The organism is Duganella kummerowiae, from assembly GCF_053572355.1.
Genome location: NZ_JBKFEH010000017.1, coordinates 44,614 through 61,216, shown reverse-complemented (window position 1 = coordinate 61,216; position 16,603 = coordinate 44,614). Strand labels below are relative to the sequence as shown.

General features: G+C 67.3%; 20 protein-coding genes. 5 read left to right on the top strand and 15 right to left on the bottom strand.

All coding sequences use genetic code 11. From position 1 onward, the window contains the following. Nucleotide 1: 1 nt before the first annotated feature. Both ACLB1G_RS21640 and ACLB1G_RS21635 read right to left on the bottom strand, forming a co-directional pair. Complete coding sequence (locus ACLB1G_RS21640) at nt 2-940, bottom strand: LysR family transcriptional regulator (protein WP_491629314.1); 939 nt, start codon at nt 938-940, stop codon at nt 2-4. 73 nt (nt 941-1,013) lie between these two features. Then, entirely contained in the window at nt 1,014-1,199 is a 186-nt protein-coding gene (locus tag ACLB1G_RS21635; protein WP_491629313.1) for a CsbD family protein, read from the bottom strand. Nucleotides 1,200-1,430: 231 nt separating this feature from the next. Between ACLB1G_RS21635 and ACLB1G_RS21630 the strand changes: the two genes are divergently transcribed. Both ACLB1G_RS21630 and ACLB1G_RS21625 read left to right on the top strand, forming a co-directional pair. After that, a complete protein-coding gene (locus ACLB1G_RS21630; RefSeq protein ID WP_491629312.1) occupies nt 1,431-2,258 on the top strand; it encodes an HDOD domain-containing protein in 828 nt (275 codons plus the stop codon). A gap of 157 nt (nt 2,259-2,415) precedes the next feature. Then, entirely contained in the window at nt 2,416-2,691 is a 276-nt protein-coding gene (locus ACLB1G_RS21625; RefSeq protein WP_491629311.1) for a flagellar protein FliT, read from the top strand. 72 nt (nt 2,692-2,763) lie between these two features. Here ACLB1G_RS21625 and ACLB1G_RS21620 read toward each other — a convergent pair whose 3' ends face one another. Then, a complete protein-coding gene (locus ACLB1G_RS21620) occupies nt 2,764-4,485 on the bottom strand; it encodes a FimV/HubP-related protein (RefSeq protein ID WP_491629310.1) in 1,722 nt (573 codons plus the stop codon). Nucleotides 4,486-4,610: 125 nt separating this feature from the next. Between ACLB1G_RS21620 and fumC the strand changes: the two genes are divergently transcribed. Next, nucleotides 4,611-6,008: a class II fumarate hydratase gene (fumC, locus tag ACLB1G_RS21615; protein ID WP_491629309.1), complete on the top strand. Its 1,398-nt coding sequence runs from the start codon at nt 4,611-4,613 to the stop codon at nt 6,006-6,008. A 2-nt stretch (nt 6,009-6,010) separates the two neighbouring features. Here the strand turns inward: fumC and ACLB1G_RS21610 are convergent, their stop codons facing one another. Then, nucleotides 6,011-6,889 carry a hypothetical protein gene (locus ACLB1G_RS21610; RefSeq protein ID WP_491629308.1) on the bottom strand — a complete coding sequence of 293 codons (879 nt, stop codon included), beginning with the start codon at nt 6,887-6,889 and terminating at the stop codon, nt 6,011-6,013. A gap of 186 nt (nt 6,890-7,075) precedes the next feature. Between ACLB1G_RS21610 and ACLB1G_RS21605 the strand changes: the two genes are divergently transcribed. Both ACLB1G_RS21605 and ACLB1G_RS21600 read left to right on the top strand, forming a co-directional pair. Further along, nucleotides 7,076-7,291 carry an RNA-binding S4 domain-containing protein gene (locus ACLB1G_RS21605; RefSeq protein WP_491629307.1) on the top strand — a complete coding sequence of 72 codons (216 nt, stop codon included), beginning with the start codon at nt 7,076-7,078 and terminating at the stop codon, nt 7,289-7,291. A gap of 95 nt (nt 7,292-7,386) precedes the next feature. After that, nucleotides 7,387-7,689 (top strand): DUF883 family protein, encoded by a 303-nt coding sequence (locus ACLB1G_RS21600; protein WP_491629306.1) that lies wholly within the window; start codon nt 7,387-7,389, stop codon nt 7,687-7,689. A gap of 59 nt (nt 7,690-7,748) precedes the next feature. Here ACLB1G_RS21600 and ACLB1G_RS21595 read toward each other — a convergent pair whose 3' ends face one another. From ACLB1G_RS21595 to ACLB1G_RS21545, 11 genes are all read right to left on the bottom strand, one after another. Continuing rightward, nucleotides 7,749-8,522 carry a hypothetical protein gene (locus ACLB1G_RS21595; protein ID WP_491629305.1) on the bottom strand — a complete coding sequence of 258 codons (774 nt, stop codon included), beginning with the start codon at nt 8,520-8,522 and terminating at the stop codon, nt 7,749-7,751. Beyond that, complete coding sequence (locus tag ACLB1G_RS21590) at nt 8,482-9,672, bottom strand: hypothetical protein (RefSeq protein ID WP_491629304.1); 1,191 nt, start codon at nt 9,670-9,672, stop codon at nt 8,482-8,484. The genes ACLB1G_RS21595 and ACLB1G_RS21590 overlap by 41 nt, the downstream gene beginning before the upstream one ends. 111 nt (nt 9,673-9,783) lie before the next feature. After that, nucleotides 9,784-11,508 (bottom strand): MNIO family bufferin maturase, encoded by a 1,725-nt coding sequence (gene bufB, locus ACLB1G_RS21585; RefSeq protein ID WP_491629303.1) that lies wholly within the window; start codon nt 11,506-11,508, stop codon nt 9,784-9,786. Nucleotides 11,509-11,511: 3 nt separating this feature from the next. Further along, entirely contained in the window at nt 11,512-11,763 is a 252-nt protein-coding gene (locus tag ACLB1G_RS21580; protein WP_491629302.1) for a BufA1 family periplasmic bufferin-type metallophore, read from the bottom strand. Nucleotides 11,764-11,866: 103 nt separating this feature from the next. Beyond that, nucleotides 11,867-12,058, bottom strand: coding sequence for a YjfB family protein (locus tag ACLB1G_RS21575; protein WP_491629301.1), 192 nt, complete (start codon nt 12,056-12,058; stop codon nt 11,867-11,869). Nucleotides 12,059-12,111: 53 nt separating this feature from the next. Then, entirely contained in the window at nt 12,112-12,669 is a 558-nt protein-coding gene (gene mobB / locus ACLB1G_RS21570; RefSeq protein ID WP_491629300.1) for a molybdopterin-guanine dinucleotide biosynthesis protein B, read from the bottom strand. 71 nt (nt 12,670-12,740) lie between these two features. Then, a complete protein-coding gene (locus tag ACLB1G_RS21565) occupies nt 12,741-12,938 on the bottom strand; it encodes a hypothetical protein (protein WP_491629299.1) in 198 nt (65 codons plus the stop codon). Between the two features lie 79 nt (nt 12,939-13,017). Continuing rightward, nucleotides 13,018-13,890, bottom strand: coding sequence for a general secretion pathway protein GspB (locus ACLB1G_RS21560; RefSeq protein WP_491629298.1), 873 nt, complete (start codon nt 13,888-13,890; stop codon nt 13,018-13,020). Between the two features lie 4 nt (nt 13,891-13,894). Next, nucleotides 13,895-15,673, bottom strand: coding sequence for an ExeA family protein (locus ACLB1G_RS21555; RefSeq protein ID WP_491629297.1), 1,779 nt, complete (start codon nt 15,671-15,673; stop codon nt 13,895-13,897). A gap of 1 nt (nt 15,674) precedes the next feature. Next, nucleotides 15,675-16,208, bottom strand: a complete 534-nt coding sequence (locus ACLB1G_RS21550; RefSeq protein WP_491629296.1) for a hypothetical protein — start codon at nt 16,206-16,208, stop codon at nt 15,675-15,677. Further along, complete coding sequence (locus tag ACLB1G_RS21545) at nt 16,208-16,393, bottom strand: hypothetical protein (RefSeq protein WP_491629295.1); 186 nt, start codon at nt 16,391-16,393, stop codon at nt 16,208-16,210. The genes ACLB1G_RS21550 and ACLB1G_RS21545 overlap by 1 nt, the downstream gene beginning before the upstream one ends. Between the last annotated feature and the right edge of the window lie 210 nt (nt 16,394-16,603).

Here is a 16,603-nt window from a genome sequence, read left to right as displayed (position 1 = left end):
TTCAGTCGTATGACGCTGGCTGCATCGCGGCCAGCGTCCCGCGCAGCCACTGCTGCCGTGGCGCGCGCGCATCGCGCTCGTGCCACAGCATGTCCGCCCGCAGCCCCGGCATGGGGAACGGCGGCGCCTTGCCCACCAATACCTCCGTCATGCCGGCCTGGGCGATCAGGTCGCGCGGCACCAGCGACAGCAAATCCGACTTGGCCACCACCCGCGGCGCCGTCACGAACTGGTTCACCGTCAGCGCCACCTTGCGCGTGCGGCCCAGGCTTTCCAGCACATCGTCAGGTGTCCAGTAGGTGCGGCCGGACAGGCTGATTTGCACATGCTGCGCGGCGCAATAATCGTCCAGGGTCAGCTCGCCGCGCGCCAGCGGATGGTCCTTGCGCATCATGCAGATCAACTCGCCCTGGTACAGGCACTGGTGACGCAGCGGCGTGGCGGGCGCAGCGGGCGCGTCCAGATCGGCCACGGCTTCGGGGAATACGCCGATGGCGATATCGATCTGGTTCTGGCGCAGCAGCTTGCGCGGGTCGCGCGTGATGAGGGGGCTGACCACCAGCTTCAAGCCGGGCTGGTGTTCCTGGATCTGCGCCATCAGGTCGGGCAGCAGGAAGGAGGCCATGGAATCGGACACCATCAGGCGCACCGTGTCGGGATCCGGTTCCACCTCCGGATAATCGGCCGCGATCACCGATTCCAGGCTCGATAGCGCCAGCTGCACGGCCGGCCACAGCTCCTCGGCGCGGGCGGTGGGACGCACGCCGTGCGAGGTGCGTATCAGCAGTTCATCGCCCAGCATCTCGCGCAGGCGCTTGAGCGCGAGCGTGATGGTGGGCTGGCGCAAGGACAGCCGTCCGGCGGCGCGCGTCAGGTTCTGCTCGCGCATGACGGCGTCGAAAATGGGCAGCAGGTTGAGGTCCAGGTCGGGGAAATGCATTCCGCCGAGCATAACGCAAAACAGCCGCTGCGAGCGGCTGTTTTGAACTCAGGGCAAGGCAGCTTGGTTGCGCTTAGTTGCGGTTGCCCAGATCCTTGACGGCTTCCTTGGCGTCGCCAAAGCCTTTTTGCAGCTTGCCTTCAGCCTGCTTGTTCAGGCCCTTGGCTTGCTGTTCCGAGCTGCCGACCAGCTTGCCGGCTTCCTCTTGCACTTTACCGGCGATATCCTTGGCTTTACCTTTGACTTGATCCTTGTTCATGATGAACTCCTTTTGGGGTGAAAGGCAAACAGCGGTATTGCTGTGTGCATGGACTTCACTATAGGCCTGCCTCGCCGGCTGATCTGTGCGCCGCCAAACACATCCGTGACTTTGCGGAGTGTGACATCTCTGTCGTGAAAAAATACATTTGAGCATCAAAACCCTTCTGCCCCGAGAGGAATCGCTATATAGTTAGCCCATAGCAACGCGCACATCCACAAGGAGAACCCAATGAAGCTTGAAGCCCTCTTCCAGAATCCCACTGCGTTGCCGACCGCGCCCAAAGTTGTTGAAGAACTCATCAGCAGTTTTGACAAGGCCAGCGTCTCCACCGAGGAGATCGCCAAGAAACTGTCCACCGATCCCGTGCTGAGCGCCAAGCTGCTGCGCCTGGCCAACTCGGCCTATTACCATGTCTCGCGCAGCATCGGCACCGTCGAAGACGCCGTGCTGATGCTGGGCTTTGTCACCGTGCGCACGCTGGTGATCAGCTCGGGCCTGGTGAGCGGCTTCAAGACCGTGCCCGGACTGGACCTGAAACAATTCTGGCGCTACAGCCTGCACGCCGCCGTGTCCGCGAAATGGATCGCCAAGAAAACCAGGGAAAACACCGACCTGGCCTTCACCATCGGCATGATGCACGCCATCGGCCAGCTGGTCATCCACTCGGCCGCCGCCGAGCAGGCCATGGCACTGGACAAGGTGACCGGCCCGCTGGACCCGCGCCGCCTGGACGCCGAACAGGCCTCGCTGGGCTTCACCTACGCCGACGTCGGCGCAGAGCTGGCCAAGCGCTGGAAATTCCCGACGGCCTTCCAGGACACCATCGCCGCCTTCCCCGAACCGCGCAAGAATGGCGAGCTGAACCGCCTGGCCGCCGTGGTCCACCTGGCCGCGTGGCGCGCCCGCGTCGAACAGAACAAGCTGAGCGAAGAAGAAATCGCGGCCTGCTACCCGGCCGACCTGGCCGAGGCACTGGGCCTGGACGAGGGCGCCCTGACCGACGACATGCCGCCGCCCGATGAACTGAGCGCCGGCCTGGAAGAGCTGGTGAAGTAAAAAATACAAGGTTCCCCGGCCAGCCGCTAGCAATAGCGGCTTTTTTTATGGCTGGGCCCAAAAAAATCGGATTTTTTTCAAGACAGCCCTAAAGTTTGCCGAGTTCATGACGTAAATCCAGACAAGCGGTAATCCATCCACTTTTCAAGGTACGCTCATGAACGCCACCGAAGTCCTCGCCATGTACGAAAATATTGCCGGCCTGAGCACGCAAATGGCTGCGGCCGCGCGCGGCGGCGACTTCGAGCGCCTGGGCCGGCTGGAAGGCCAGTGCGCCGTGGCGGCACGCGCCACCGACAGCGGCGTGGCAGCCCTGGCCGGCGAAGCGCGCCAGCGCAAGATAGCCCTGCTCAAGCAAATCCTGGCCAACGACCGCGCCATCCGCGACGTGACCGAACCATGGCTGAACCAGGTGCCCGGCCTGGCGCAGTAAGCTGCGCTGCCGCAAAATGAGAGCGCCTCCGGTGAGGCGCTTTTTTTATGTCTGCATTTTTATGCCTGGGCCTTACCCCTGTGTTTCCGGCTGCAGCACAGGCTGGAAATCTTCGCCAGGATCCACCACGACGGGCTTTTTCTTGCGCCAGCCTTGCCAGATTTTCAAGGGATCGCTGGATTTGCCAGAGCGCTTCTTGCGCCACAAATAGAAGCCGCCGCCCGCCAGCGCCAGCACGCCCGCCGCGATCCCGGTCCAGGCCGCTGCGCCCAGACCGGTTTCGGGTGGCTTCTCGTGCTTTTCCTTATTGTATTTCAGTTTTGGTAATACCCGCATGGTCGGTTTGGGCGACGCCGCCGCCTCGCCGGCGGCTGCTGTGGCTGGCGCCTCCCCATGGATGCCCTCCGTTGTTTCCGCTGCCGCGCCGTGGGCGGCAGCGCCAGCCGATAGCGTCTCGTGGCCGTCCTTGCCCTTATCCTGAGTTTCCTGCCCAGTCCCGTGCGGCGCTCCGGCGGCAACCACCTCGGCCGCCTTGGCTTCGCTGGTCGATGCCGATGCCGAGGCCGATCCGTGTGCCGCAGCCGGAGCGGGCGCGTGGGCCGGCGCCGTGGCAGCCTTGGACGCAGCAGTCCCAGCCGCATGCACTGGCGCAGCCGCTGCAGCGGATGTGGGTGCGGCGGCTGAGGCTGCGGCGCCCGCGGCGGCTTGCGGCGCCCCGCTCGACCCCAGTTGCGACTGCAGGCGTTGCAGCTTTCCTTCCAGTTCGGCGAGTTTGCTGGTCAGCACCTGTCCATGGCTGTCCAGCGCCTGGCATTCCTTGGCCGTCATGGCGGCCTTGGGCGTGCAGGCGGCGGGCGCGGCCTGGCGCTTGGCGGCGGGTGGCAACGGCAAGGGCGACAACGGCAGCAGCGCCTGCGCCACCGGCAGCGGCACGGCGTTGCCCCCCGCCCCATGCGCGTGCACCTCGGCAGGCGTCGGAGCCGGCGCGCCAGCCCGGGCAGCAGGCTGGGCAAGGCTGGAGCCGGTGGCTAGCCCAGCCCCCGCCTGCGCGGCTGCCGTTGGCGCGGTTGGTGCATGTCCGCCAGCGGCGCGGGCGGCGGCGGCCTCGGCCCGGCGCGTGGCTAGCAAGGTCTGCTGGCCGGGCACGGCGCGCCCGGTTTCTGTATCCGCCGGCAGCGGCGCGGGAGCGCGGCTGGGCCGTTCCGGTGCAGCAGGCGTGGGCGCCGGGGCCGATGCTGGCGCGGCGGCCTGGCGTGCTGCGGCGGGCGCGGGCTGTCCCGCCCGCAACCTGGCCGCCAGCAGCGCGGCCTCGGATGGTCCGGCGGGCGCTTCGGCTGCGGGAGCCGCCGCCACCTGCGCTGGCGGCGCCGGTGGCGGCGCCGGATTCGGATCCTTCTGCAGCCACACCGTGGCCGCCCTCACCTCATGCCGCGCCGGTCCGCCCAGCTCGATGAACAGGTGCACATACTCGGCATTGATGGGCTGCTGGGTGCTCACGTGCAGGAACAGCTTCTGGTCGCGCCGCTGCACCGTGAAGCGGGCCCCGGCCAGGGCCGGATGCATGCTGATGCTGGCGCCACGGAACACATCCGGCTGGGCCAGCCGCGCCTGCAGCGTGGCCAGCTCGTCCGGCGCCACCTGCACCAGCTCGATATCGGCCGCCAGCGGCTGCCCGATGTAGGAGCGCGGCTGCACGTCGCCCAGCTCGGCCGCCTGGCCGGCTGCGGCAAGCAGCAGGGCCAGCGCGGCAGTGCTGGCAACGGTGCTGGAAATGATCAGGCGTGGCAGCGGCATGTCCGAATGATGCAGTTTGGAAAGGTGAATACTATAACGGCTGAAATCCGGGATTTTGTAGCCCTCGGTTAATTTTTCCCCGCTGCGCTACACTATTCTTCCATTCTTCACGAAGGGATTACCAAATGAGCAGCAGAACCGAGCAAGACAGTTTTGGTCCTATCGAGGTGCCCGCCGAACAGCTGTGGGGCGCGCAGACCCAGCGTTCCCTGCACCACTTCCATATCTCGACCGAACGCATGCCGCCGGAACTGATCTACGCCCTGGCCAGCGTCAAGCGCGCCGCAGCGCATGTCAACCTCAGCCTGGGCCTGCTGGACGGCCCCAAGGCCGTGGCCATCATCCAGGCCGCCGACGAGGTCCTGGCGGGCAAGCATCCCAACGAATTCCCGCTGGCCGTGTGGCAGACCGGCTCCGGCACCCAGTCCAACATGAACATGAACGAGGTGCTGGCCAACCGTGGCTCCGAGCTCATGGGCGGCGTGCGCGGCGAAGCGCGCCTGCTGCACCCCAATGACGACGTCAACAAGGGCCAGTCCTCGAACGACATCTTCCCCACCGCCATCCACGTGGCGGCGGCCCAGGCCCTGTCCGGGCGCGTGCTGCCGGCCCTGCGCCAGCTGCGCGCCACCCTGCAGGCCAAGGCCGAGGCCTTTGCCGGCATCGTCAAGATAGGCCGCACCCACCTGCAGGACGCCACCCCGCTGACCCTGGGCCAGGAATTCTCGGGTTATGTGGCCCACCTGGACTTCGCCGAGCACGCCATCACCTCGGCCCTGCCCGGCGTGCAGCAGCTGGCGGCTGGCGGCACCGCCGTCGGCACCGGCCTCAACGCCCATCCGGAATACGCGACCCGCATCGCCGCCGAGCTGGAAAAAGCCCTGGGCCTGCCGTTCCGCAGCGCCGACAACAAGTTCGCCGCCCTGGCCGGGCATGACGCCCTGCTGTCGGCCCACGGCGCCCTGAAAACCCTGGCGGCGGCGCTGGTCAAGATCGCCAACGACGTGCGCTGGATGGCGTCCGGACCGCGTTCCGGCCTGGGCGAGATCACCATCCCGGAAAACGAGCCGGGCAGTTCCATCATGCCGGGCAAGGTCAATCCCACCCAGTGCGAAGCGGTCACCATGCTGGGCGCCCAGGTGATGGGCAACGACGTTGCCATCAACATCGGGGGCGCTTCCGGCAACTTCGAGCTGAACGTGTTCAAGCCGCTGATCGCCCACAACTTCCTGCAAAGCGCGCGCCTGCTGGCGGACGGCATGCTGAGCTTCGAAGAACACTGCGCGCGCGGCATAGAACCCAACCACGGCCGCATCGCGGAACTGATGCAGCGCTCGCTGATGCTGGTAACGGCGCTGGCGCCGCACATCGGCTACGACAAGGCGGCGCAGATTGCCAAGAAGGCGCAGCACGAAGGGACCACGCTGCAGGAAGCGGCGCTGGCGCTGGGCTATGTGACGGCCGAGCAGTTCGGGCAGTGGATCGTACCGCTGGACATGACCAGGCCGGGCGCCAAGGGTTAAGCTTAAAAACCTTTTGAATAGCGCACACCCATCAGCCAGTCCGGCGGGGCGCTGGCGTCGTGGCCGGGGTTGACCCGCCACATGACGGCGCCAGTCACCTTGCCCACCCGTCCGCTCTTGCCGAACAGGGTGGAATAGGATAGTTCGACGTCGCGCTCGGTGGCGGTCGGGCGCAGGTTGATCTGGCGCCCGTCCGGCAGGATGGCGCCGATCAGGCGGCCCGGATTGCCGATCTCGCTGGCCGAACGCACCTTGGCGGGAATGGCAAAGGTCAGGCCCAGGCGGTCCTGCGTATTGAGCACATTGATGGTGGACACGCCGGCGCTGTAGGCCGCCGTGCGCACCGACGTCATTTGCGCGATCAGGCTGTCGCCGCCGCCCAGTCCCTCGGTCTTGCCGTAGGAGGCGGTGGCCATGAAGCGGGTTTCCGGCGTCAGCGCATAGCCGGCCGAGGCCGAGGTGAAGGTGGTGGTGGAGCGGGCGCTCAGGGCCATCAGCTGGGTCTGCTGGCTGCCGGCGGTGGCGCCCTTTTCGCGCAGCATGCCGACCGTCAGGCTGCCGACCGCGCGCCCCACTTTCTGTTCGAATTCCGCACTGCTGAGGTAGCGCTTGCTGCGCTGTTTGACCATGGGTTCCAGCCATTCCTCGTTGCCGCTGTAAGAGGCCGAGCCCAGCTTGAAGCGCGAGCCATGCCCCATGTACAGGCTGATCGCGCTGCTGTCGCGCCGCACCAGGGCCGGCGCGCCGTCGGCCGTATAGACGAAGGTGGAATCCTCCTGCGCACTGACGGCCACGGCCGGCTGGCGGCCCGTTTCGGCCGCATAAGCGCCCGCCATCCCGGCAAGCGGGCAACACATGGCGACCAACGTGGACTTCTTCATCTTGCAACTCACCAGAAAACGAACGCTGCCACAATTTTCAGCAGTGAACCCAGATTAACAATTTTTTTTCTAGACAGCAATGAGAAATCACCGTGGACAATGGTTTCCAGCGCACTTGTCGGAATGCCGCTACACTACCCGGTGGGCGGGCAAACTCGCCTTCACGTCTAGGCAACAGAGGATAAAATGCAGAAAGTAAGTTTTGAACTGAACGGGGAGTTTGTCGAACTCAACCAGCTGCTCAAGCTGGTCGGGCTGGTCGACAGCGGCGGCGCAGGCAAGGTATTGGTGGCCAGCGGCGCGGTCAAGGTGGATGGCAAGCAGGAATTGCGCAAGACCGCCAAGATCCGCGCCGGCCAGCAGGTCAGCGTGGGCGATATCCGCATCAGTGTGGACGGCTGAGCGGCCCGCCTTTGCGCGGGCGCAAAACGGCGTCCGCCGCCGTTGGGCTATAGTCAGCATCATCGTTTGAGCAATACTACCCCGAGGGGAAGGCCATGAGCGGCCCGCAACGCAATATCCAGACCCAGGAACGATTGATAGGCGATTTGCGCCAGGTGATAGAGAACGCCGAAGAGCTGCTCAAGAACACCGGCCAGTATCAGGGTTCCCACTACCAGGCGGCGCGCGCCAAGCTGGCCGCGGCCCTACAGACGGCAGTCGAGGAACTGGCCCGCTTCGAAGACGAGCAGCTGGAACGCATGATGGAACTGACCGCCAGGGCCAGCAAGCTGCACAACGACCTGACCGGCGAAGCGCTGGTCATGCGCGCCTTCCGCACCCCCCCGCCCTCTTCTTGATCTGGTCATAAGCACGGCATGGCGCCGCGGCGAAGCCTTAGCCATGCTGCAAAGGGTTGTTACTCCAGCACGAAGGCGCGACGGCCTTCCTCGCAATGCCGGGCGCTCTGGTCCGGCTCCTCGAACGCCGCGCACAGGCGGTTGCCCTGCGGGTCCTCCAGCCTGGGATGGATGCGCAGCAGATAGGCGCCGCGCCGCCACGCCCGCGCCGGCGTGAAACGCCATTCCCGTTCGCCGTCCACCAGCGCCGCCACGCCGCGCAGCCGCCGTCCGTCCGGTCCCTGCACGGCGATGTCCTGGGCCGCCGCGCCGTCCAGGGCAGCCGGCAGCAGGACGCGCAGCGGCTGCCGCCCGCCACTGGCCGGCGCCCGCACCTGCCACTGCGCGGGATCGATGCGGCTGCGCAGCGGATCCGTCACCCGCCAGCGCCGTTCCAACGGTTGCGCCAGCTGCGGATCGTCTATGCGCAGGGTGACCGTGGCGCCGCTGCGCAGCGCCGGTCCCAGCGCCAGGTTGGGACCGACGCCGCTCTTGATGCGGCCCGGATGCAGCAGCAGCGCGACGCTGTTGCCATCAGCGCCGGGCAGCGGCAGGTCGAGGAATGCGCCCTGCAGCGGCTGGCCGGCGCCGTCCAGCAGCGCGACATGGGCCATGTCCAGGGGCGCGGCCAACGGTTGCGCGAAACGCAGTTCGATGCGCAACAGGTTTTCCGGCACCTCCGCCCCGGACGGCGTGACGCTGGCGCCGGACCAGGCCGCCCCCGGCCCCAGGACCAGCGCCAGCAACGCCGTCCTAGCGCGCCAGTTCAGGATAGCCTTCGATGGTGCGCGCATATTGGTGGAAATCGCGGAAGGTATCGCCGGCCGGATAGCGATAGTCGGGGAAGTCGTACTCGTTGACAAAGTCGCTCAGGCGCAAGTAGCCGCCCTTGGGGATGGACACCAGCTGCATCTCGCCGCCGGCGTCCGAGCGGCGCAGCGCCAGCAGCAGCTGCGGATTGAGGTTATCGATGCGCATCACGGCCGACATGGGCGCCATGGTGGCCTTCACGCCCAGATAGGGCTGGTCCGGCCACTTGATGGGACGGTCCAGGCCGGGCGCGGCGGCGGCAGCGGCCAGGTCGGCGGCGCTCAGCAGGTCGGCCGAACGGCTGGAGTTGACCAGCAGGGCATAGTCCGCATCGCCCACCTTGAAGCTCACCAGGCCGTTGGGGGCGCTGCCCCAGCCCAGTTCACCGACCGTGCGGGCCACGATGTGCGCGCCATCCTTCAAGTCCTTGAGCGGGATGGTAACCAGCGGCGTGCAGGTGTAGGCCGCCACCAGAGTGGGCTCGCCGCCTATGTCCATCACGGCCATGCTGCGGATGGGCGCGCGGGTTTCGACCTGGTTGTGCACCGGGTGGTACATCTCCACCGTGGTGGCGCTGGACTTGCCGTTGAACGGGTAATCGTACACGCGCAGGGTGGAGGCGAAGCTGCGGTTGGACAGGCCCGCCACGTACAGCTTGTTCTGGTAATAGCGCATGTCGGTGACGGTCAGGGTCTGCTGCGGCAGGTCGCGCCAGAAGCTGACGTCGGCGCTGGGCGCGTCCGTGATAGTGACCGAGCTGGCGGCCTTGCCCACATCGAGCCGCCTGACCTTGCCGGCTGCATCGATGCTGACGATGGCCGGCTTGCCGCGCCCCTTGGCGTCGCGCACGGTCAGCGCCACGTAGGCAAGCTCGCTGCCGGGCTGCACCGCCAGGTCCTCGAAGCGCAGCGCGGCCGGCGCCACGCCCAGGGCCTTGGCGATGGGCCCCTGCACGTCGGACAGATTAAAGGGCTTGCCAGCCGGGCTGGCGGGCGCCGGCAGCGCCAGCGCGTAGATGCGGGCGCCCTTCCAGTCGGCCACGAACAGGGTGTTCGCCTCGCCGAAACTGAGCTTGCTGGCGGACTGCATGGCTGGCGGCGCGGCCTGCGCCCCCTGCACCAAGAGCAAACTCAACACCAAACCGGATAATGCCTTCATCGCGATCCCTCCCCACTGAATGAAAAACCCAGTATAGGCAAGGGCGGCGCCCAGGTCGCTCCCGCATCGGGCCGTGTTTTGCACCCACTATCGTGTATTGAAATCCTGCAGGATTTGCCACTCCAGCCACTGCTGCAAGTGATGGGCCACATCGAATTGCCCATCCACGGCGCAGGCCGCGTCCAGGGCCGCGCCGAGATTGCCGCCATCCGCCAGCACCGACAGCGCGGCGTGGGCGGCCGGCGCCAGCGGCCGCAACTGCACCTGCCACTGCGGCCGCAGCACCAGGCCGTGGCAGGGCTGCGCCATCTCGTCCGGGAAGGCGGGACCGTCCGGCTGGTGCGCCTGCCACAGCGCGACGATGGCCAGTTCGGAAGCAAACAGGGTGCAGGACGGCTGCAGTTGCGGGCTGGCCAGCTCCAGCGCCCCGGGCGGGATGGCGGCCAGGCGCTGCGCTGTCAAGGCCGGCGCCGCCGGGGCGTAATGGGCGCGGTGCAGGGCCCACTCCAGACGCGCCATGTCGGGCAGGTAGGGCAGTTCGGCCACATGGGGGAAGCCGCGCAGGAAGGCGGGGAACCGCGCGCCAAACCGGTTCAGGTCGCCGCTATCGGACGGATGGGCGCGGCCGTAGGCGCGCGCCAGCGCCGTGAAGAATTCCTCGCCCACCAGCATGCGTATCACCGGATACGCTGCCGACAGCGCCTTGTCCCAGTTGGCGGTCAGGTTGCCGCGATACAGGGCGTAGCGATGGCCTGTATGCTCGCCCTTCAGCCGAGCCAGGGCGGGCGCGGCCAGCGCCGGATCGAGCAGGCCGGCGGCAAACTGCTGCTGCTCCTGCGCCAAAGCATCTGCGGCCGGCGGCGCGGGCAGCGGCGGCACTGTGGCCGCATACTGCTGCTGCGCGTGCGCCAGGGTGTGCGCAGCGGGCGGTTCGGCCCCTGCGGGCGGAGGCACAGCGGCGGCGTCCAGCAGCTGCTGCGCCTTGCCGGCCTCGGCCAGCAGCACGTCCAGCGCAGGGACATCGGTATCCCACTCGACCAGCGTGGGCACGGGGCCGAAACGCGCCAGCGCGGCGCGGTACAGCGCCCACACGGCAGGCGCCACCGCGCTGCCATGGTCGTCGATTACCGCCTCGGGCGTGACCAGGTGACCGGCCAGGTGCATCTCGCCCACCATGCCGGGACGTATGGCGGCGATGGCGGCCAGGGCGTCCTCGCCATGGTTGCACTGGTTGACGTACAGGTTGTTAATATCGAGCAGCACGCCGCAGCCGGTGCGCGCGGCCAGCTCGGCCAGGAACTCGGCTTCGCCCATGGCGTCGGCCTGGAAGCGCACATAAGTAGAGACATTTTCGACCAGGATCTGGCGCCCCAGCACATCCTGCACCAGCGCCACGCGCCGGCACATCAGGTCGAGGGCGGCGCGGTCCAGGGTCAGCGGCAGCAGGTCGTTCAGCTGGCGGCCATCGACCGCGCCCCAGCACAGGTGCTCGGACACCAGCGCCGGCTGCAGCGCCCGCACCAGCGCCCTGACCCGCTCCAGGTGCTCGCGCGCAAAGCCGCGCGCCGATCCCAGCCCCAGGCCCACCCCATGCAGGCTGACCGGATAGTCGCGGCGCAGCTCCTGCAGCACGTGGAAATCCCGGCCCGCCAGGTCGAGGTAATTCTCGCTGTGCACCTCCAGCCACGCCACGCGCGGCCGGGAGGCCAGGAATTGCCGGTAATGGGGAGCCCGCAGCCCGACGCCAGCGCCAAAAGCATCGCCGGCCCTGCCGCCTGCGGCGTCAGCGGCCCCCGGGCTCCCTGCATCCATCGCTTACTTGGCCGGCGGGGTGGTCTTGCCGCCCATTTTCTGGCAGGTGCCCTTGGCCACCATTTTCCATTCGTCCGGAGCGTTGTCGGTCTTGGCCTGGCCGGAGCAGCTGTGGGCGCCGGTGGCGCAGTCGTTGGTGCCGGCCTTGGCGACGCCGTAGCATTTTTCCTTGTCGTCGGCGGCGTGGGCGGCAGTGGTGGCGCCAGCGGCGCAGACGGTGGCCAGGGCGGCGGCCAGCAGGGCGTTGCGATTCATGGATGTCTCCTTGCAGATGATGACGGTGCGCGACGTGCACACCACAGCTGCTAGCTTACCAGCAACTGCTGGGTATCGACAGCAAGGAGAAGCAAGCCGGCAATCAAGCCTTGGTATTGATGGTATTGCCGAGGTGGGAAGGCAGATTCGGTACCGGCGGTATCGCTTCGATCAGGGCCGAGGCGCTGGACGCCTGGATGTCCTGGGCGCGTTTTTGCACGGCAATGCCCACCGCCTGCTTGTTGCCGGTATCTGCCATGGTGGTGGAAAGCTGGGCGACGCTGGAAACGTCCATGTGGACCTCCATTAACGGGTATCACCTCATTTACGGCGATCCAGCGCGGAACTTTAGCCCTGCCCCGCACTTTTTTTCGGATTTTTTTCCAGCCAGGCCAGTATCCAGTCCAGCACGGCTTCCGGTGTATTCAAATCCAGCCAGGCCATGCCTTCAGGCAAGTCATCGGGGCGGCTGCGGTCGGACGCGACCGCTTGTATGTGCGGATCGGTGGGGTATAGCGGCGGACGGTCGGCCGAGGGACGGTAGACTTCCAGTTTATCGATAGGAAAAGATTTGAAGCCTTCCAGCAGCGTCAGGTCGGCCGGCGACAGGCGCGCCAGTTGCTCGTCCAGGGTCGGCTCGGGAGCGCCGCGCAATTCCCGGGCGATGGCGTAGCGGTAGGGCGAGGCCACCATGACCTCGGCCGCGCCGGCGCTGCGGAAACGCGCGCTATCCTTGCGCGGCGGTTCCAGTTCCAGGTCGTGATGGCTGTGCTTGATGACGTTGACGGTCAGGCCACTGGCCGCCAGCCGGGTGATCAGGTATTCCAGCAAGGTGGTCTTGCCGCTGCCGGAGTAACCGACGACGCCCAGGACCGGACGCGCCTGGGCGGGACTTGCTCTATGCATTGCTGTGCCTCTCTTGCCACTGATGTTGCCCCATTATACGCAGCAACATGGCAAAACCGAGCGCCCTGCGGTCACAGTTCGGAAGCCATCTTGAAGCGTTCGTTGCGGCGGCGGCGCACGGCCAGGGAGATCAGGCCGGCCACCGCCAGGATGACGCCATAGCCGCCAGGCTCGCCCTGGGCGGTGGCGGACAACTCGGCGGCGTGGGCCGCGCGCGGGAGGTAGTAGGCGGCGGCTATCACAAACGGAAACAGGCGTAGGTGTTTCATGATTGCTTTCCTGACATGGTTAACCATGCCGGAAAGCATAAACGCGCCGCGTGACGGCCTGATGACAGTGCTCCAGTGCTCAGTAGGGAGCGCGGTAGCGGTAACCCTTGTAGTTGAAAATCGCTTCCCTGGGCAGCAGCTTTTCCAGCACGAAGCCGGGCGCCAGTTCCTCGCCCTCGCGGCGCAGCACCTTATCGATCACCAACAGGCGGTCGGCCGGGTTTTTGGAGTAGATATAGCCGCCCATGGTGATGGCGGGGATGGCGCGCTGTATCGGCTCGGGCAGGTCGCGCAGCGTTTGCACCACGGCGTCGTCGCTGGCGGAAGGCTTCGCGGACGGGGTCTCGGCGCGCGCGGCCTCAGGGGCGGCTGGGGCCGGCCTTGCAGGCTCCACCCTGGCGGTGGTGCGTGCGGACGGGGCGGCCGGCTGCTCCTGGCGCCGTGCGGACCGCGCCGGGCCATCCTGGGTGGGCCTAGCCTGGCCGGGCGGCAGCGATTGCGCGGCTTGGGCGGACGGCGGTGTGGCGGCGTGCGACGGCGCCTCTGGCGGCAAAGCCTGCCCCAGCCCCGCCTGCTGCCGCGGCGCCTGCGAAGTTGGCTGCTGCGAAGTTGGCTGCTGCGGCAGCCCTTGCTGCTGCGCTGTTTGCTGCAAGGCTGCCTGCTGCTGCGGCAAGGCCGGCCGTGGCGGCGGCGCGGCGCCTAGCCGGGCGCCATCGGCGGCGGCCGGAGCGGCTGCGCCATCGGGCGCGGTCTGCGACTGTTTCCACAACAGCCCCAGCAGCACCAGGATGGCGGCGCCCATGGCAGGCACGGCAATCATGAGCGGCTTTTTCCAGGCGCTGCCGCGCTGGGCGGCCGTGGCGCCCGCCAGGGTGGCGGCATGGAGGGTGGGCGCGGCGCCCAGCTGGCGTTCGGCTTGCGCCTTCTTCAAGGCTTCGAGGATGTAGGACATAGCGTTATTTCCCTGCCACGGCCAGCAGGCGGGGCTCCTGCACGCCGCCCAGCTGATTGAGCCGGATAAAAGTCTTGGGGCCGGCCACGCCGTCCGCCTTCAATTGCTGCGCGGCCTGGAATTCCACCAGGCGGCGCTGCAGGCCGGCGTCCAGGGGCTGGTTTTCCTGCGGTTTCTGCAAGCCGTCAATTTGCGCCAGACGCTTGGCCAACCAGTCGACGTCCGGCCCCCGGTCGCCGCCGGATACCTGGTCGCGCCAGCTGCGCGGGGCGCGCCAGAACGTGGTGTATTCACCGTCGAAGCGGGTATCGAGCTCGCGCAGGCTGACGCTTTGCTCACGGCCGTTGATGCGCAGCGTGGCCGCCCGCTCGTTCATGGCGGTCAGCAGTGCGTAGGTGGGACGGGTGGGATCGTCATGCAAGGTCAGCATGGCGGGACGGTCCAGCAGGCGCAGCTCGGCGATGCCGCCCTTGCCCGACAGGCAGCGCAGGTTCAGCCGTGCGGCAACCTGGCAGGCCTCGCCTTCCGGCAGTTGCTCGCCCCACAGCGCCGCCAGCTTGCGCAGCACGGCGCCGCTGCTTTCCGCCCCGGGCGCGGCGGCCATCATGCCGGTGGCCGCCGCCGGCGCGGCGCCGCTAGCCGGACCGCCACCGCCGGCGGAACCGGCCGCACCACGGCCCGGGACACCGGAGCCACCGACAGCCGCATTACCGCCAGCAGCGCTGTTCGCCGCACTGGCGCCAGCCCGCGTTCCGGCCAGGGCGCTACCGGCGCCCGGCGTTCCAGGCTGGGCAGTCCCCGCCGCGCCGCCCCCCGTACCGATGGCCACGCCATTGCTGGCAGCCAGCGCGGCCGGCACGTGGACGGCGCCGCCGCTGCGGCCGCCCAAGTACCACGCCCCGGCCGCCAGCAGCACCAGCCCGGCCACGGCGGCGGCCGCGAACTGCGGCGCGCCGTAGCGTGCCGGCAGGGCTTGACCCTCGAACACTTCCTGCGCGGCGCGGCGCAGGATGGCGCGCGTCACCTGCGGCTGGTTCTCCACGTAAGCGCCCAGCAGCGCGCGGTCGCACAGCAGGTTGATACGGCGCGGCACGCCCTTGGCCAACTGGTGCACCAGACCCATCAGCCGGCGCGGGAAGGGTGTGATGGCGGTCGCTCCCGCCACCGCCAGGCGGTGCTCAACGTAGGCGCCGGTCTCGTCCTCGGACAGCGAACCAAGGTGGTAGCGCGCGATCACCCGCTGCGCCAGCTGCTCCAGCTCCGGCCGCGCCAGCATGGCGCGCAGCTCCGGCTGGCCGATGAGGATGATCTGCAGCAGCTTGCGCTCGCTGGTCTCCAGGTTGGTCAGCAGGCGCAGCTGCTCCAGCACCTCGGCCGACAAATTCTGCGCCTCGTCGATGATGAGCACGTTGTTGCGGCCCTGGGCATGGCTGGCCAGCAGGTAGCTGTTGATGGCGTCCACATGGCCCTTGATGCCGGCCTCGGCCGGCGGCGCAATGCCGAACTCGTCGCAGATGGTCTGCAGCAGCTCGGGCACCGACAGCTTGGGATTGAAGATGTAGGCCAGCTTGCAGTTGTCCGGGATCTGCTCCATGAAGCAGCGGCACACGGTGGTCTTGCCGGCCCCGATCTCGCCGGTCAGCAGGACGAAGCCGCCGCCGCTGCCTATGCCGTACAGCAGGTGCGCCAGCGCCTCGCGGTGACGCTCGCTCATGTACAGGTAGCGCGGATCGGGGGCGATGGAAAACGGCGATTGCTTCAGGCTGAAATAGTGCGTGTACATGTCATCGTGTGGTGGGCGCCGGGAAGCGCTGGCGCACCGGCGGCGGCTGCACCGGCGGCAGCGGCTTGAACTTGGCGCAGTAAATCTTGGACTTGGTGTCGAAATACACGATGCGGCTGGCCGGCTTGGCCTCCCGCACCGGGTAGGGCGAGCTATCGATTCTCGCATAATGCACGCCCACTTTGTCGATAATCGCCTTTTCCAGTTCCTCCGGGGTGGCTTCGGCCACGGCGCCGACAAACACCAGGGCGCTGGTGTCATCGCTGACCATCACTTCGGAAATGGGGATGCCCCACAGGTTGGCGTTATCGGTGCGGAACCAGTAGGCGCCGCCCTCATGCTTGTAGGCGGCGCCAAAGGCCTTGAGCAGGTAATTGTAGAAATACCCATTGTCGGTTTCGTCGCGGCATAGCAGGCCGTTGCCGATGATGGTGCCGAAGTGGGTGGGCACGCCCTGCGCGGCAACCGGCGGCGCCAGCGCGGCGGCCAGCGCCAGGGCCAGGGACAGGCCAGAGGCGAGGACAGGCAGGCGCATCAGGCCTTGGACAGCCAGTTGCGGCTGGCGCTGATGCGCGTCCTGACCGAGGCCGGCAAGGCCTCGTAGCAGCCCGGATACTGCTTCAGGTCGCTTTCGCGGATTTCCTTCTGTAAGCCGTTGATGAGAAATATGTACAGCACCGCGCCCTCGTCGGTATTCCTGGTCCCCATGTATTTGATCATGTCCACTCCTCCGCCGGCTTTCCGCCCTGTCACGGCCCGGCCCTGCGGCCATTATGACACCAGGCGCCCAAAACACATATAGGCGCTCCAGCGGTGGCGGCGCGCGGCCTGGGTCCCGTTTTTTGCAGCTGATACCGCATATCCGCACTTCTGTCCCTTTCTGCGGACGGCGCCGGGCAGTTTGCCCTATCTTGTCCATAACTAGGCTAC

Coding starts and splice junctions, on each gene's coding strand:
- bufB (WP_491629303.1), bottom strand. CDS start 11,508: ATGGATGCAGGGAGCCCGGGGGCCGCTGACGCCGCAGGCGGCAGGGCC.
- ACLB1G_RS21620 (WP_491629310.1), bottom strand. CDS start 4,485: ATGCCGCTGCCACGCCTGATCATTTCCAGCACCGTTGCCAGCACTGCC.
- ACLB1G_RS21640 (WP_491629314.1), bottom strand. CDS start 940: ATGCATTTCCCCGACCTGGACCTCAACCTGCTGCCCATTTTCGACGCC.
- ACLB1G_RS21545 (WP_491629295.1), bottom strand. CDS start 16,393: ATGATCAAATACATGGGGACCAGGAATACCGACGAGGGCGCGGTGCTG.
- ACLB1G_RS21625 (WP_491629311.1), top strand. CDS start 2,416: ATGAACGCCACCGAAGTCCTCGCCATGTACGAAAATATTGCCGGCCTG.
- fumC (WP_491629309.1), top strand. CDS start 4,611: ATGAGCAGCAGAACCGAGCAAGACAGTTTTGGTCCTATCGAGGTGCCC.
- ACLB1G_RS21565 (WP_491629299.1), bottom strand. CDS start 12,938: ATGAAACACCTACGCCTGTTTCCGTTTGTGATAGCCGCCGCCTACTAC.
- ACLB1G_RS21635 (WP_491629313.1), bottom strand. CDS start 1,199: ATGAACAAGGATCAAGTCAAAGGTAAAGCCAAGGATATCGCCGGTAAA.
- ACLB1G_RS21600 (WP_491629306.1), top strand. CDS start 7,387: ATGAGCGGCCCGCAACGCAATATCCAGACCCAGGAACGATTGATAGGC.
- ACLB1G_RS21610 (WP_491629308.1), bottom strand. CDS start 6,889: ATGAAGAAGTCCACGTTGGTCGCCATGTGTTGCCCGCTTGCCGGGATG.
- ACLB1G_RS21595 (WP_491629305.1), bottom strand. CDS start 8,522: ATGCGCGCACCATCGAAGGCTATCCTGAACTGGCGCGCTAGGACGGCG.
- ACLB1G_RS21605 (WP_491629307.1), top strand. CDS start 7,076: ATGCAGAAAGTAAGTTTTGAACTGAACGGGGAGTTTGTCGAACTCAAC.
- mobB (WP_491629300.1), bottom strand. CDS start 12,669: ATGCATAGAGCAAGTCCCGCCCAGGCGCGTCCGGTCCTGGGCGTCGTC.
- ACLB1G_RS21555 (WP_491629297.1), bottom strand. CDS start 15,673: ATGTACACGCACTATTTCAGCCTGAAGCAATCGCCGTTTTCCATCGCC.
- ACLB1G_RS21580 (WP_491629302.1), bottom strand. CDS start 11,763: ATGAATCGCAACGCCCTGCTGGCCGCCGCCCTGGCCACCGTCTGCGCC.
- ACLB1G_RS21560 (WP_491629298.1), bottom strand. CDS start 13,890: ATGTCCTACATCCTCGAAGCCTTGAAGAAGGCGCAAGCCGAACGCCAG.
- ACLB1G_RS21550 (WP_491629296.1), bottom strand. CDS start 16,208: ATGCGCCTGCCTGTCCTCGCCTCTGGCCTGTCCCTGGCCCTGGCGCTG.
- ACLB1G_RS21575 (WP_491629301.1), bottom strand. CDS start 12,058: ATGGACGTTTCCAGCGTCGCCCAGCTTTCCACCACCATGGCAGATACC.
- ACLB1G_RS21630 (WP_491629312.1), top strand. CDS start 1,431: ATGAAGCTTGAAGCCCTCTTCCAGAATCCCACTGCGTTGCCGACCGCG.